General features: G+C 52.3%; 13 protein-coding genes. 6 read left to right on the forward strand and 7 right to left on the reverse strand.

Annotation, left to right across the window (positions count from 1 at the left end; genetic code table 11):
* The first annotated feature begins 123 nt into the window (after positions 1-123).
* From ACJJIE_RS14865 to ilvD, 6 genes are all read left to right on the forward strand, one after another.
* A complete protein-coding gene (locus ACJJIE_RS14865; RefSeq protein WP_282930994.1) occupies positions 124-801 on the forward strand; it encodes a TIGR00153 family protein in 678 nt (225 codons plus the stop codon).
* Between the two features lie 10 nt (positions 802-811).
* Complete coding sequence (locus ACJJIE_RS14870; RefSeq protein WP_282930993.1) at positions 812-2,086, forward strand: inorganic phosphate transporter; 1,275 nt, start codon at positions 812-814, stop codon at positions 2,084-2,086.
* Between the two features lie 182 nt (positions 2,087-2,268).
* Positions 2,269-3,147 carry a carboxylate/amino acid/amine transporter gene (locus ACJJIE_RS14875; protein ID WP_444892201.1) on the forward strand — a complete coding sequence of 293 codons (879 nt, stop codon included), beginning with the start codon at positions 2,269-2,271 and terminating at the stop codon, positions 3,145-3,147.
* Entirely contained in the window at positions 3,125-4,288 is a 1,164-nt protein-coding gene (gene argE / locus ACJJIE_RS14880) for an acetylornithine deacetylase (RefSeq protein WP_444892202.1), read from the forward strand. Before ACJJIE_RS14875 ends, argE begins: the two co-directional genes overlap by 23 nt.
* Before the next feature lie 59 nt (positions 4,289-4,347).
* Positions 4,348-5,670 (forward strand): amino-acid N-acetyltransferase, encoded by a 1,323-nt coding sequence (gene argA, locus ACJJIE_RS14885; protein ID WP_444892203.1) that lies wholly within the window; start codon positions 4,348-4,350, stop codon positions 5,668-5,670.
* Positions 5,671-5,797: 127 nt separating this feature from the next.
* Complete coding sequence (ilvD, locus tag ACJJIE_RS14890; RefSeq protein WP_444892204.1) at positions 5,798-7,630, forward strand: dihydroxy-acid dehydratase; 1,833 nt, start codon at positions 5,798-5,800, stop codon at positions 7,628-7,630.
* A 41-nt stretch (positions 7,631-7,671) separates the two neighbouring features.
* Here ilvD and ACJJIE_RS14895 read toward each other — a convergent pair whose 3' ends face one another.
* The 7 genes from ACJJIE_RS14895 to ACJJIE_RS14925 form a co-directional block, all read right to left on the reverse strand.
* Positions 7,672-8,316 carry an energy transducer TonB gene (locus ACJJIE_RS14895; protein ID WP_282930987.1) on the reverse strand — a complete coding sequence of 215 codons (645 nt, stop codon included), beginning with the start codon at positions 8,314-8,316 and terminating at the stop codon, positions 7,672-7,674.
* A gap of 224 nt (positions 8,317-8,540) precedes the next feature.
* The gene (locus ACJJIE_RS14900) at positions 8,541-9,893 is read right to left on the reverse strand and encodes a tetratricopeptide repeat protein (protein ID WP_444892205.1); all 1,353 of its coding nucleotides are present in this window, start codon (positions 9,891-9,893) and stop codon (positions 8,541-8,543) included.
* Positions 9,894-9,905: 12 nt separating this feature from the next.
* Positions 9,906-10,523 (reverse strand): energy transducer TonB, encoded by a 618-nt coding sequence (locus ACJJIE_RS14905; protein WP_282930985.1) that lies wholly within the window; start codon positions 10,521-10,523, stop codon positions 9,906-9,908.
* A gap of 5 nt (positions 10,524-10,528) precedes the next feature.
* Positions 10,529-10,930 carry an ExbD/TolR family protein gene (locus ACJJIE_RS14910; RefSeq protein WP_108734754.1) on the reverse strand — a complete coding sequence of 134 codons (402 nt, stop codon included), beginning with the start codon at positions 10,928-10,930 and terminating at the stop codon, positions 10,529-10,531.
* A gap of 112 nt (positions 10,931-11,042) precedes the next feature.
* On the reverse strand, positions 11,043-11,570 hold the full coding sequence (locus ACJJIE_RS14915) for a MotA/TolQ/ExbB proton channel family protein (RefSeq protein WP_282930984.1): 528 nt from the start codon (positions 11,568-11,570) through the stop codon (positions 11,043-11,045).
* Positions 11,571-11,584: 14 nt separating this feature from the next.
* Entirely contained in the window at positions 11,585-12,955 is a 1,371-nt protein-coding gene (locus tag ACJJIE_RS14920; protein ID WP_282930983.1) for a MotA/TolQ/ExbB proton channel family protein, read from the reverse strand.
* Complete coding sequence (locus tag ACJJIE_RS14925) at positions 12,952-13,734, reverse strand: DUF3450 domain-containing protein (RefSeq protein WP_282930982.1); 783 nt, start codon at positions 13,732-13,734, stop codon at positions 12,952-12,954. The genes ACJJIE_RS14920 and ACJJIE_RS14925 overlap by 4 nt, the downstream gene beginning before the upstream one ends.
* Positions 13,735-13,753: the final 19 nt, after the last annotated feature.

Raw genomic sequence — 13,753 nt, forward strand, 5'->3', positions numbered from 1 at the left:
GGCGACGTTGCATTGTAGCCCTATCATCAAGCTATGAAAGTGCGCTGTTAACGCACTATTACGAAGTTGCCCCGATTGGGGTACCATGCCGCCGTTTTCGCATTCTGAGCAATGGAGCTAACCATGGCCCTGTCGAATATTGCCAACTTATTTGGCCGCTCTCCGATTAAGCCAATCGAGAAGCATATGGCTACGGCCCACGAGGCATCGGCTGACCTGATCCCCTTCTTTGAAGCACTGATTAAAGGTGACCTCAAAGAGGCGGAACAGATCCAACTGCGCATCTCCGCCTCGGAGAACCGCGCTGACGATATCAAGAGAGACCTGCGCCTGCATCTGCCGGACAGCCTGTTTATGCCAGTGTCCAGAACCGATTTGCTGGAATTGCTGCATGCCCAGGATGAAGTGGCCAACACCGCCCAGGATATCGCTGGCCTGGCTGTTGGCAGGAAGATGCAGATTCCCGCACCTCTCCAATCCTTGATGGCCACCTTTGTGGAGAGCGCTGTCGCCACTTCTGCACAGGCTCTGCGTGCCATCAACGAACTGGACGAGTTGCTGGAAAGCGGCTTTGCGGGGCGCGAGGTGGATATCGCCAAGCGCATGACCGAAGAGTTAGATGAGCTGGAGCGCAAATCAGACAAACTCGAAGTCGAAATTCGTGCGTCTCTGTTTGCCATTGAGAAAGACTTACCTCCGGTGGACGTTATGTTCCTCTACCGGGTTATTGAATGGATCGGTGAACTTGCCGATCGCGCCCACAGCGTGGGTAACCGACTGCAGTTGTTGTTAGCACGTTAGGGGGTTTAGCGTGGAAATTATTAGTCAATACGGCCATATATTATTGATTTTGGCCTGTGTGGCAGGCTTCTTTATGGCCTGGGGCGTCGGTGCCAACGACGTAGCCAACGCCATGGGTACCTCCGTAGGTTCCCGTGCACTGACTATCAAGCAGGCGATTGTTATCGCCATGATCTTTGAATTTGCCGGCGCTTATTTGGCAGGCGGAGAGGTTACCGCAACCATCCGCAAAGGCATTATCGATTCTGAAGTCTTCGCCGCCCAACCGCAGCTGTTGGTATACGGTATGCTTTCGGCACTGCTGGCGGCGGGCACCTGGCTGCTGGTAGCCAGTATTCTCGGCTGGCCGGTATCCACCACCCACTCTATTGTCGGCGCAATTGTCGGCTTCTCTGCGGTAGGTATATCCCCAGATGCAGTGGCCTGGGGTAAAGTGGGCAGTATCGTGGCTAGCTGGGTGGTCTCCCCGGTTCTCGCGGGCACCCTGTCTTTCCTATTATTCCGTAGTGTCCAGCGTCTGATCCTAGACACGGAAGACCCCTTCAACAATGCCAAGCGCTACATCCCCTTCTACATGTTTGCAGTGGGCTGGATGATTGCCATGGTGACCCTTACCAAGGGCCTCAAACACGTTCTTAAAGATGCCAATATCCAGCTCAGCTTCATCCAGGATGCCGGTATCGCCGCCCTGGTGGGCCTTGCTGTCGCCGGTATCGGGGTCACAATGCTCAAGCGCGTCCAGCGCGACCCGGCAGCTGAAGCTGAAAACCGTTTCGCCAACGTCGAGCGCGTATTTGCGATCCTGATGGTCTTCACCGCCTGTGCCATGGCCTTCGCTCACGGCTCCAACGATGTCGCCAACGCCGTTGGTCCTCTGGCTGCCGTAGTTAACACCATCCAGAGCGGCGCTATCACCGTTAAATCCACTATGCCTTCCTGGATATTGCTGCTCGGCGGTATCGGTATCGTGGTGGGCCTGGCGACATACGGCTTTAAGGTAATGGCCACTATCGGTAAGAAAATCACCGAGCTGACACCGAGCCGTGGCTTCGCTGCCGAGCTGGGTGCGGCCTCCACCGTCGTACTGGCTTCTGGTACAGGCCTGCCAATCTCCACGACTCACACTCTGGTGGGCGCGGTATTGGGTGTTGGCCTGGCGCGGGGTATTGGCGCCCTGAACCTGCGTATGATCACCACTATCGCCGCATCCTGGGTAGTCACCCTGCCAGCGGGTGCAGGTATTGCGATCCTGTTCTTCTACTTCTTCAAAGGCTTGTTCGGCTAAAACTGAAGCAGCACACAGAACAGATCAGCAAAGGGGGCTAAAGCCCCCTTTTTTATGCCTCTCATATCCACCACTTTAGTAAGGCTTCCTGTCGATATCTATTTCGGTCCTCTGGCATTAATATTTAGGGAAATAAACTGGGCCGAGCCCGCCGACCAATCTATGCCTGCGAATTCACCCTGATGCCATTACTGTTGTTTGTCACTCTTCTGTGGGCCTTTTCCTTCAGTTTGATAGGCGCCTACCTGGCCGGACAGGTGGATAGCTATTTTTCCGCAATGACACGGGTGCTCCTTGCCACAGCGGTATTTATACCCATGCTGAAATGGAAGGGTTGCCCTCCCCGTACCGCGATACGTTTAATTGTGATCGGTGCTGTACAACTGGGGCTGATGTACTTATTTTACTATCAGTCATTCTTACTGCTCAGTGTCCCCGAAGTACTTCTATTTACTATTTTCACTCCCCTGTATATCACCGCCCTTGAGGACTCCCTTAACAGGCACTTTTCTGCCTGGAACCTCACTATCGCAGCCGTAGCCGTATTGGGAGCAGCCACTATTCGCTGGGGCTCTCCCAGTAACGACTTTTGGATTGGGTTTGCAGTCGTCCAGGGTGCCAACCTATGTTTTGCCGTGGGGCAGGTGGCATACAAGCGCCTGATGTCCAGAGAGCAAGGCCTCCTCCCGAGACAAACCTTCGCTTGGTTTTTTGTCGGCGCCAGCTTGATCACTGTTATTGCCTGGCTCCTATTTGGAGAGCCGCAGTACCCACAGGGCTCACAGCAATGGGGTGTTCTACTCTGGTTGGGGTTGGTGGCATCAGGTCTGGGATACTTTTTGTGGAACAAAGGTGCTACGCAGGTCTCTACTGGTACCCTGGCCGCAATGAATAATGCACTGATTCCCGCTGGCTTATTGGTAAATCTGTTAATCTGGAATCGGGATGCCGATCTAACCCGTCTCGCCCTCGGGGGAGGACTGATCGGAGCCGCTGTTATCTTGAATGAATGGCGCAACAAGAGTAGGGAAAGTCACCATGGCGCGTATCGCAGTACCTGACCTGAAGACCCAATTACATCAACTGATTGCCTGCCCCAGTGTCAGTGCAACCGATCCTTCCCTGGATATGGGTAACCGCCCAGTGGTTGAGCTACTGGGTGGATGGTTGGAAGGACTTGGTTTCAATGTAGAGATAATGCCTTTAAAGGGATCTCCCAACAAAGCCAATATGATTGCTACTCTCGGCGGTAAAAGTGGTGATAAAGGCGGGCTCGTTCTATCCGGACATACTGATACAGTCCCCTTTGATGCGGGGCGCTGGCATTCGGACCCCTTTAAGGTTTTAGAGCGCGACAACCGTTTATACGGTCTCGGTACCAGTGATATGAAGGGTTTTTTCCCTCTGGTTATAGAGGCTGTGCAGACTTTTCTCGGCAAGCCGTTACAAAAACCATTGATTGTTTTGGCAACAGCCGATGAAGAAACAAGTATGAGTGGTGCCCGCGCCCTGGTGCAGGCTGGCAAACCCCAAGCGCGCTATGCGGTAATTGGTGAGCCCACCGGGCTTCGCCCGATACGTATGCACAAAGGGGTTATGATGGAAGCAGTGCGTATTACCGGGCAATCCGGCCACTCATCCGATCCAAGCTTAGGAGCTAACGCTCTCGAGGCCATGCATAAAGTTATCGGTGAACTATTAACACTGCGAAAAGAGTGGCAGCAAAAATACAACAACCCCGGATTCGCCGTTCCAGTACCCACGATGAACTTAGGCTGTATCCATGGGGGTGACAATCCCAATCGGATCTGCGGCCATACAGAACTCCAGTTTGATATTCGCCCGTTGCCAGGAATGCAACTTACGGACCTACGGGAAGAACTAAACAAACGTATCCTTACCATTCCACAAGACAATAAAATTCAGGTGGAAGTGGCCTCTTTGTTCCCCGGCACTGCGCCCTTTGAACAGGACGCCCATTCAGAGTTAGTAAAAGTTGCAGAACAACTTTGTGGCCATCCCGCTGAAAGTGTTGCCTTTGGTACTGAAGCGCCCTACTTGAAGAGTTTGAATATTGACACTATCGTGCTCGGCCCCGGCGATATCGACCAAGCTCATCAGCCGGATGAATTTCTCGCCCTGGATCGTATCAACCCTATGGTCAACATTCTGCGCGACTTGATTGGCCGCTTTTGCCTTTAATCTGCCTGCGACAGCCTCCGGGGCTTTAACACCACAAGACTTGCACACGGTAAGAATTAGTGAGCGACGATAACGCTTCCCTGAACTGGTTTCGCCACGCGGCACCTTACATCAACGACCTGCGCGGTCGCACTCTAGTAGTTGGTATTCCCGGCAATGCTCTAGAGCATGCCAACTTCCGCAATCTGGTACATGATTTGGCCCTGCTTGCCAGCCTTGGGGTTAGATTGGTTGTTGTGCACGGTGCGCGAGAGCAAATCAATCGAGCCCTGGATGATCGCGGCATTGAAAACCGATTTCATGAGAACCAGCGTATTACCAATCGTGAGACATTGGAGATTGTTAAGTCCGTAGTGGGTAAACTGCGCTTCGATATTGAAGCCGCTTTTTCCCAGGGGCTGCCAGACTCGCCTATGGCGCGTTCGGCCCTCAAAGTAGTCTCAGGCAATTTTGTTACAGCACGCCCCTGTGGCGTACTGGACGGGGTAGATCTGGGCTGGACCGGCACCGTGAGGCGCATGGACGTGAGCACCCTGGAGCAAACTCTGGACCAAGGCTCTCTAGTACTCCTTTCCCCCCTGGGTACATCCCTGACTGGGGAGCTATTCAATATCAATTACCTCGACTTGGCCGCCGAAGCTTCCAGGGTATTACGTGCCGAAAAACTGGTGCTATTCCGCGAACCTGAGCAACTCCAAGTGGACGGAAATACGATACATGAGCTGAGCATACTGCAAGCGGAACAGATCTCACCCAAAGTTCAAAGCACAACTCTAAGCTGCGCCATTCGAGCCTGTAACGCCGGAATTGCCCGCACCCACCTGCTCAGTTTTTGCCAAAATGGAGCCTTAATTCAAGAGCTGTTTCGCAGAGAAGGGGCCGGCACCATGATTTACCGAGACAGCTATGAAGTGGTACGCAGGGCGCGAATTACCGATGTAGGCGGTATCCTCGGCCTAATCCGACCGCTAGAGAAAGATGGCGTTTTGGTACGGCGCTCCCGCGAGAAACTCGAGGCAGAAATCGAACACTTCACCCTGGTAGAAGTGGACGGCACTCCAGTTGCCTGTGCGGCCCTATATCCGATTAAAGATACCAGTGGAACAACCACAGCAGCCGAAGTCGCCTGCCTTGCCAGCCATCCGGAATTTCGCGGTGGCGGGCGTGGTGCCAAGCTGATGCGCCACCTTGAGCGACAAGCACAATCAGTTCAGGTCGATGAACTCTACGTCCTTACCACCCAGACTGAGCACTGGTTTATCGAACAGGGCTTTGAGCAAGTCGGTATCAGTGAGCTGCCTACCGCGCGGAAGTCCCTGTACAACATTCAGCGCAATTCGAGAATCCTGCGTAAACGCCTGGGGAAAAGCAAGCCCACTTAGTCATAAAAATTTGAAATGCTCATCCTTAATAATCCTTTGATCGGTAGTTTTTACGCAAAAATATCCCAGGAAAGTCCGTTTTTTGTTAAGCTGGCGCATTCATTGTTGCCAGCTGGAATCTGTGACTATGCCCCAATACCGCTCCCGCACCTCTACCGCCGGTCGCAATATGGCCGGAGCCCGCGCCTTGTGGCGTGCCACCGGTATGACGGATGAGGATTTCCACAAGCCGATCATTGCTATTGCCAATTCTTTTACCCAATTTGTCCCTGGGCATGTGCACCTGAAGGATATGGGACAGCTTGTCGCACGGGAGATTGAACGCGCCGGCGGCGTGGCCAAGGAATTCAATACGATCGCTGTGGATGACGGTATCGCAATGGGTCACGACGGCATGCTCTATAGCCTGCCCAGCCGCGAAATTATCGCTGACTCAGTGGAGTACATGGTCAATGCCCACTGTGCCGACGCCCTCGTTTGTATCTCCAACTGCGACAAGATCACTCCGGGAATGATGATGGCAGCCATGCGCCTGAACATTCCAGTTATCTTTGTCTCCGGTGGCCCCATGGAGGCCGGCAAAACCAAGCTGGCTGACCACAAGCTCGACTTAGTAGATGCTATGGTGATCGCCGCTACAGATACGGCCTCCGACGAGGAAGTTGCTGAGTATGAGCGCTCTGCCTGCCCGACCTGTGGCTCCTGCTCAGGTATGTTTACAGCGAACTCCATGAACTGCCTGACCGAGGCCCTGGGGCTTTCACTCCCTGGTAACGGCACCATGCTTGCGACTCACGCCGACCGCAAGGAGCTATTCCTGCGCGCTGGTCGCGAGATCGTAACCCTGACCAAACGCTATTATGAGCAGGATGACGAAACTGCCCTGCCGCGCAATATCGCCAACCGCACAGCCTTCCGCAATGCCATGGCTCTCGATATCGCCATGGGAGGCTCCACAAATACCATCCTGCACCTGCTGGCAACCGCTCAGGAAGGTGAGATTGACTTCACCCTGGAAGATATCGACAGCCTCTCCCGTGAGGTTCCACAGCTGTGCAAGGTTGCCCCCAATACCGAGAAATACCATATAGAAGATGTACACCGCGCCGGTGGTGTAATGGCCATCCTCGGGGAGTTGGAGGCCGCAGGTCTTATCGACTCTTCACTACCAACCGCCTACGGTGGTTCGCTCGCCGATGCCCTGGCGCGCTGGGATATTTGCCGCACGGACGACCAATCTGTACTGGAATTCTATCGCGCGGGCCCCGCAGGCATTCCCACCCAAACAGCTTTCAGCCAGGAATGCCGCTGGTCCACTTTAGATGCAGACCGCCAGCGTGGCTGTATCCGTTCTGCTGAGCACGCCTACTCCTCTGAGGGAGGGCTCGCCGTTCTCTTTGGTAACCTGGCCCCCAATGGCTGTGTAGTGAAGACTTCCGGCGTCGATGAGTCGCTGTGGAAATTCGAAGGCCCCGCCCACGTAGTAGAAAGCCAGGAAGAGGCGGTTTCCAATATCCTCGAAGGGAAGGTCAGTAAAGGTGAGGCTGTTATCGTCCGCTACGAAGGTCCTAAAGGTGGACCTGGTATGCAGGAGATGCTCTACCCCACCAGCTACCTAAAGTCCAAGGGGCTTGGGGAGCACTGCGCATTAATTACCGATGGCCGCTTCTCAGGCGGTACTTCGGGCCTCTCTATTGGACATGTATCACCGGAAGCAGCATCCGGAGGTAATATCGCTCTGGTTCGCAATGGAGACCTGATACGTATTGATATTCCAGCGAGGAAAATTGAAATCGTTATTGAGGAAAGTCAGCTCGACAAGCGACGCCGGGAAATGGAAGAAAGTCCCAACGGCTGGAAACCTGTTGAGGAGCGCCCCCGCAAGGTCAGCAAAGCACTGAAAGCCTATGCCATGCTCGCCACCAGCGCAGACCGAGGTGCCGTGAGAGAAATTGACTGATTAAAACTGCTCGAAAAAAGCGGCCCCTAAGGGCCGTTTTTTTATTCCGCTATTTTGTAACTGATTCGATTGCGTACCCCGTAGCGCTCCACTGGTTGGCCAGCTTCCATTTGAGGCCGATACTTAAATCGTTCTGCCGCAGCTATCGCAGAACGATCGAACACACGGGTTGGGTTACCATTAGAGTCATAACCACCAACAACACGAGCATCTCGTACAGCCCCTGTTTTTGTCACTGTAAACTCTACAACAACATATCCTTCTATTCCCCTGCGCAAGGCGGCACTAGGATATCGCGGTGCAGCTTTGTACACAGGCAAAGGATCTTGCGATACCTTCATCCCAGTCTCAGAAACTGGTGTTGGAGAGCCTATTTGAATATTCAGCTTAACCGGCAAAACTTCAGCCTGCTCCATTCGCATATTCGGCTGTTCAATGACTGTTTGTGGTGGTGCAGGTGCCTCATAATTTTCGGTAACAATCACCTTTTTCGGCATATGTACCGATTTAATTTGTGGCAACAACTCAACTGTTGGCTCTTCAATATCAGTTGCCACTAGCTGACTCATTAAAAAGAGCAGCCCCACTGTTGTCACGGCAGCATATCCCAGGCCCTTCACGTAGCCTGCAAGTAAATGCTGGGGGAAAAACACGGGGTTGGGAATTGACTGACAAGCTCTATCCATAACACCTCTCCTATTATTTTTAGGGTGCAATAAGCGGCATTCTTGTGCCGAAAATGGAAAAGCTGATCAGCTGACTTAATCATTAGTCAATTTACAAAAAAATGCAAATAGTCTGTTAATACAGGTTATCTCAAAATTTTGTATCGGCACTAATAAACAAACAGGTATAAAAAAAGCCACGCATTTCTGCGTGGCTTTTAAGGGGCCTAAGAAGTTAACCGGAATTAAATTGCCAGTTGCTCTTCACGCTCCTTTTCACCTTCGACAAAGGATATCCACTGTTCAGCGAACTTCTCTGAGCGCTCATCTTTACGTGCAAGTTTGAGGCTCTTTAAAGCTGCGTCATAACGCTTAAGGTTGGCATTCGCCATACCCATTACGATATGCAGCTGATCGACACGCTTGATACCACCTTTGGCCAGAGCTTTTTTACCCATAGAAAGGGCTTTCTCGTTCTGATCCAGGTCCAGGTAAATACCGGCCAGGCGTGAATAGATCTCACCTTTATCAGAAAGCTGTGCTGCCGCTTCCAACTGGGGAATAGCTTTCTGCAGCTCTTGAGACATCTGGTAAGCCTGAGCTAGGGTTTCCAGGTTTTTAGATGTGCGTGGGATCTTCTTATCTTCGATACCCTTGGCAATCACCTTAGCTCCTTTATAAGGCATTTCATGCCCCATAAAGAGATACCCCATATTTAGCAGGTCTTTATCCTTCTCCAAAGCGCCGGCAAGGTAAGCTGCTTCCATCATGTGCAGCTGATCCTTATCGCGCTTCAGTTCACCGTATACCGCTCCAAGGGTTTTGTAATACGCTGGCTTCGGATAGTACTGCACCAGTTTTTCTAGAACGGCAGCTACTTTCGGGTAGTCTCCGCGCTCGAAGTAAACATATTGCTGTAAGCCGAACCAACCTTCCTTCGGTATCTTGCCCTCTTTTTCAAACATGGATACCGCTATATTGATATCCGAGAGAGCCTTATCCTGATTGCCAATCTGGTTGTAAGCCTGAGCACGTAGTGCGTAGGAGTCAGCAGTGATACGATCAGAAACTTTAAACCACTGATTCAAGTAGTTGATCGCCTGCTTGTAATCCTCAGTTACGAAGTACAGCTGGGCAAGAGTAAACAGGGTGCCCACTTCCAAAGCTACCGGCAGGTTTTTCTCACCCTGGGCCAGTACCTTTTTAAAGTAAGGGATCGCCTCTTTATAGTTTTCAGTGCTGTAATAAACAACACCGAAGAAGTTGTACATTTGTGCAACTTCGTAGCCGTTGTACCGCTTCTTGCTTGCGTCCATCTCTTTCAGCGCTGCAAGAGCACCCGCCCAATCCTCTGCATCAGCAGCCTCTTGAGCTTTTTCCAGCTTCTTGTACGCAGCTTCACGCATAGCCGGAACTTTACGGGTCTTTTGCTTGCTCGGCTTTTTTTCTTCCTGCGCTTGTGCTGAAGCGAATGGCGCTGACACACCGACAGCTTCTAACACTGTGACGCTGACCGTCGGCGCAAGAACCAAGGGTAGCGCTACGGACGTGCGCAGAGCGAACTTGGACAAACCTTTAGTGATGGTCGTCAACTTCATAGTGCTTCCCCTTTAGTCCTTAGCCATGTTAAAGCTGATCTTGGTCCTAACATTAGGAACTTCGGTCGGCTTGCCATCGACTACCCGCGGCTTGTACTTGTACTTCAATGCGGACTTCAGGGCAGACCGATTGAAAACCGTTGTGGGCTTACCTTGCAGAGTGAAGGCTTCAATTACAATCGGATCACGTACTGAACCGTTTGTCGTTACGGTGTACTCAACGATTACATAACCTTCCATACCACGCTGTAGAGCGCGACGAGGATACTGCGGCTGTACTTTTACGATCGGTAGATAGTCACCTTCACCAAAGCTGAAACCAGACAGCTTAACGTTGCCTCCCGCAGAGGGGGCAGCGATATTGATGCTGCCATCAAGATCCGGCTCCTCAAAATCGGGCTCCGGCATCTCCGGTGGCGGAGTTTCGGGCTCATCTGGTTTTACCGGCTTAGCGGTGTCGTACTGTGTTTCAATCTTCGTATCAGGCATCACCACATCGGCAACTTTGAACTGCTCCTTCTCCTCAGGAGCTTTCATATTTGCCGCAATCAGCTGATGCATGGTGAAGATGAGGCCAAAGGTCGTGGCTACCGCCAATGTACCTGCCCCAAGAAGTCTTACCGGATTCATAGCTGTTAACTCTTCTCTGTAGCGACGGAAACTTTCTTGATACCAATCTTCCTGGCTGCTTCTGCAATCAGGGCAATCTTCTCAATGCTTGCTCCCTTATCGGGCTGAATTACCAACCACCCTTTCGGGTTTTCCGAGTAGAGACGCTCCAGGACAATTCGTACCTGACGCTCATCAACCTTCTCTTTGGCAATCCAAACCTCGTCACTGTCGTTGATCGCTACCAGGATAGAGGCGGCCTTGAGTTCAGCGGTCGTCGCTTCCGGCTTCTCAACATCAGCACCCGGCTCCTTGATAAAGGTCGCAGTGACGATAAAGAAGATCAGCATGATAAACACCACGTCCAGCATGGGCGTGAGGTCAATTGCGCCGGCTTCTTCTTCTGCCGTATTTTGTCTTTTGCTCATAGCAACTCTCTTAGCGAACTTTTCCAGCGGGGGCTCAGGGAGCCCCCGGCGAAAGTATCTGGCTTGGCTAAACCTTCACAGTAAATAAGCAGGCTTATTCGCTGGTGTATGCTTAGTGATCCATCGTCAGATGATCTTCCAGCAGCTGGGTTTCACGCTCAGCTTTACGGGCAAGGTAAGTGTTGGCAAATACGCCTGACAGCGCTGCAACCATACCCGCCATTGTCGGGATAGTTGCCATGGATACACCACTGGCCATCTGCTTGGCGTCACCACCACCTGTAATCGCGAGAACATCGAACACGTTGATCATGCCCCAAACCGTACCCAACAGCCCAAACAGAGGGGCCAGGGCGACACAAGCTTGGATCATGTCCATATTGTCCTGAATTTTCTCGGATACCCGGGAAATCATTGCATAACGGATCTGGTGCGAAGCCCAGGATTTGCGCTCACCGCGCCCCTCCCATTGGTCTACCGCACCCTGAACGTCACTTTTCAAACCTTTGTTAAAGTAGAAAACACGTTCAAAAATCAGCGTCCACATAAAGAAGGTCAGGCCGGCGATCAGGAACAGTACTGGCCCGCCCGACGCCATAAAGGCGTTGACGGCGGCCCATGCGTCATTTAATGCGTGCATGTTGCCGCCTCCTCTTATTTACGCTCGGCGTTTTCTGCCACGATACCGGCACTCTGTTCTTCCAGAATGTGCAGGACACGCTTGGCACGACCATTTACTACGGTGTGCATCAGAACGGTTGGGATAGCCACAACCAGACCGAGAACGGTAGTGATAAGGGCTGAGGAGATACCACCTGCCATGGCCTTAGGATCACCTGCACCAAAGATAGTGATCGCCTGGAAGGTGATAATCATACCGGTAACGGTACCCAGCAGACCCAGCAGCGGAGCCACCATCGCGATGATTTTCAGCAGGTTGAGGCCGGATTCGATTGCCGGACGCTCTTTCAGTACCGCTTCTTCCATCTTCAATTCGAGAGTTTCGCCGTCTACACCTTTGTTCTCTTCCGCAACAGCCAGTACACGGCCCAGCGGGTTATTGGTGTTCGGAGTAGAGGAACGCAGCTGAGCATTCACCTTGGCACCAACGCCAGTCAGGACGATCAGGCGGAAGATAGCCAACAGCATCGCGAAAGCACCAACAGCAGAGATGATGTATCCCACGATACCGCCCTGGTGCCAACGCTCTATGATATCAGGGCTGTTGATCATGGCTTTCAGGTAGGAACCACCGGTAGGACCAGTCGGGTCTACACCGAAGGCACTGAAACCACTGGTAGAAGATTGCAAAGCTTCAGCCATGCCTTGGAACTTGGCGTCCGGCTGACGGATCAGTTCAGCCATTTTGTAGGCATTGTTCATTTCCAGGTATTTACCATTGGAAACCAGATTGAAGTTACCTACGCGAACCACTTCCTGATCAGCCTGTTCACCGTTGGGCTTGATCACGGTCGCGTTAAACTTAACGATTTTGCCGGATTCAACGGTTTCACGCTGAATTTCAAACCACAGACGCTCGATTTCCTCGATAGTCGGCAGTTTGGTAGCAGTATTCATCTTGGCCAGAAGACCGTCGATGAACTCTGTACGACCAGGATACTGGGCAGAAACCAGAGAGGTACCAACATTCGCGCGCAAGTCTGCTGCAGTAGAAGACATGTGGCCGAACAGCTCTTTCAGAGAGCCCATACGCTCATCCAACTGTTGACGCTTCTGGTCTACAGCAACTTCCTGCTCCTGGTACTTCTTCTCCAGTTCAGCAGAACGCTTTTCTTCAGCGGTACGGGTGTTTTTTGCTTGGTTCAGCAGGGCGTTTTGGTTCGCTTTCTGACGACGGAACTCAGCTTCGCGCTGCTTGTGTTCTTTGGACTCGGCAACTTTGGATTGCTGAACCATTTTCAGCAAATCGTCCAGGGAAGCAGCCTTCTCTTGAGCAACTGCGGAGAAGCTGATCAGACCAGCTGCTGCCGCTACTAAAACGCGTTTGGCGAAAGAGGTTTTCATTGCGCTGCCTCCGGAGCCGGGATCGGCATGGTCATGATGTCGATAGTGGCCTGCTTCTTGGCAATTTTCAGACCGTTCATGAGAGCGCGGCGGTATTCACCAGCATCGATCTCAACCCACGCTTTTTGCCCTTTGTCATAAGCGAGGGAAATTTCAGCATCAGTAGTCTGAGCCAACAAGGCAATACGGCCGATTTGCAGGACGCTTACCTCACGCTCCTGACCAGCAACAGTCAGAGTATCGCGGTAAGAGTCGATCTTACGGGCATATTCCGCTTCGAAGTTATACAGCTCCAATACCTGGCGGAATTTCTCCGCAACGCTGACATCGGAACGGTCCATGGTGCTCTTAACACCATTCAGGTTAGCCATACGCTCTTCAAGCTTGAACGGTGCGTCCAGCTCAATGAACTGCTCCAGGCCGTCCAGCATACGCAGGATCAGCGGCTGAATCTGACGCTCAATGACAGTAACGTTGGCAATAGACTCATCCAGATCGTTAATTACTTCGAGCTGGTTAGCCAGCTGCTTTTCCAGCTGACGGTTGTATACGCGCAGACCATCGATTTCTTTATTTACCACCTTGAAGTCCTGCAGCAGGCTGCTGGTTTCGTCGGCGATCTTGTCGATGCGCTTTTGCGATGCCTGGGCCGCAGTGGTTTTCTGCTGGCCGACGGCGAGTACGTTATCGAGAGTATCCGCAGTGGCTACGCTGCCGTAGAGCGCGCCGGCAGACAGCGCAGTGGTCAGCGCCACAGCCATGAATCGCTTGGTTTTCATTAGACCCCCCAGTGGGTTC

The sequence above is a fragment of the Microbulbifer maximicatervae (SeqCode) genome (genome assembly GCF_052467325.1).

Coding starts and splice junctions, on each gene's coding strand:
- ACJJIE_RS14910 (WP_108734754.1), bottom strand. CDS start 10,930: ATGAGCAAAAGACAAAATACGGCAGAAGAAGAAGCCGGCGCAATTGAC.
- ACJJIE_RS14925 (WP_282930982.1), bottom strand. CDS start 13,734: ATGAAAACCAAGCGATTCATGGCTGTGGCGCTGACCACTGCGCTGTCT.
- argE (WP_444892202.1), top strand. CDS start 3,125: ATGGCGCGTATCGCAGTACCTGACCTGAAGACCCAATTACATCAACTG.
- ilvD (WP_444892204.1), top strand. CDS start 5,798: ATGCCCCAATACCGCTCCCGCACCTCTACCGCCGGTCGCAATATGGCC.
- ACJJIE_RS14905 (WP_282930985.1), bottom strand. CDS start 10,523: ATGAATCCGGTAAGACTTCTTGGGGCAGGTACATTGGCGGTAGCCACG.
- ACJJIE_RS14915 (WP_282930984.1), bottom strand. CDS start 11,570: ATGCACGCATTAAATGACGCATGGGCCGCCGTCAACGCCTTTATGGCG.
- ACJJIE_RS14900 (WP_444892205.1), bottom strand. CDS start 9,893: ATGAAGTTGACGACCATCACTAAAGGTTTGTCCAAGTTCGCTCTGCGC.
- ACJJIE_RS14895 (WP_282930987.1), bottom strand. CDS start 8,316: ATGGATAGAGCTTGTCAGTCAATTCCCAACCCCGTGTTTTTCCCCCAG.
- ACJJIE_RS14875 (WP_444892201.1), top strand. CDS start 2,269: ATGCCATTACTGTTGTTTGTCACTCTTCTGTGGGCCTTTTCCTTCAGT.
- ACJJIE_RS14865 (WP_282930994.1), top strand. CDS start 124: ATGGCCCTGTCGAATATTGCCAACTTATTTGGCCGCTCTCCGATTAAG.
- ACJJIE_RS14920 (WP_282930983.1), bottom strand. CDS start 12,955: ATGAAAACCTCTTTCGCCAAACGCGTTTTAGTAGCGGCAGCAGCTGGT.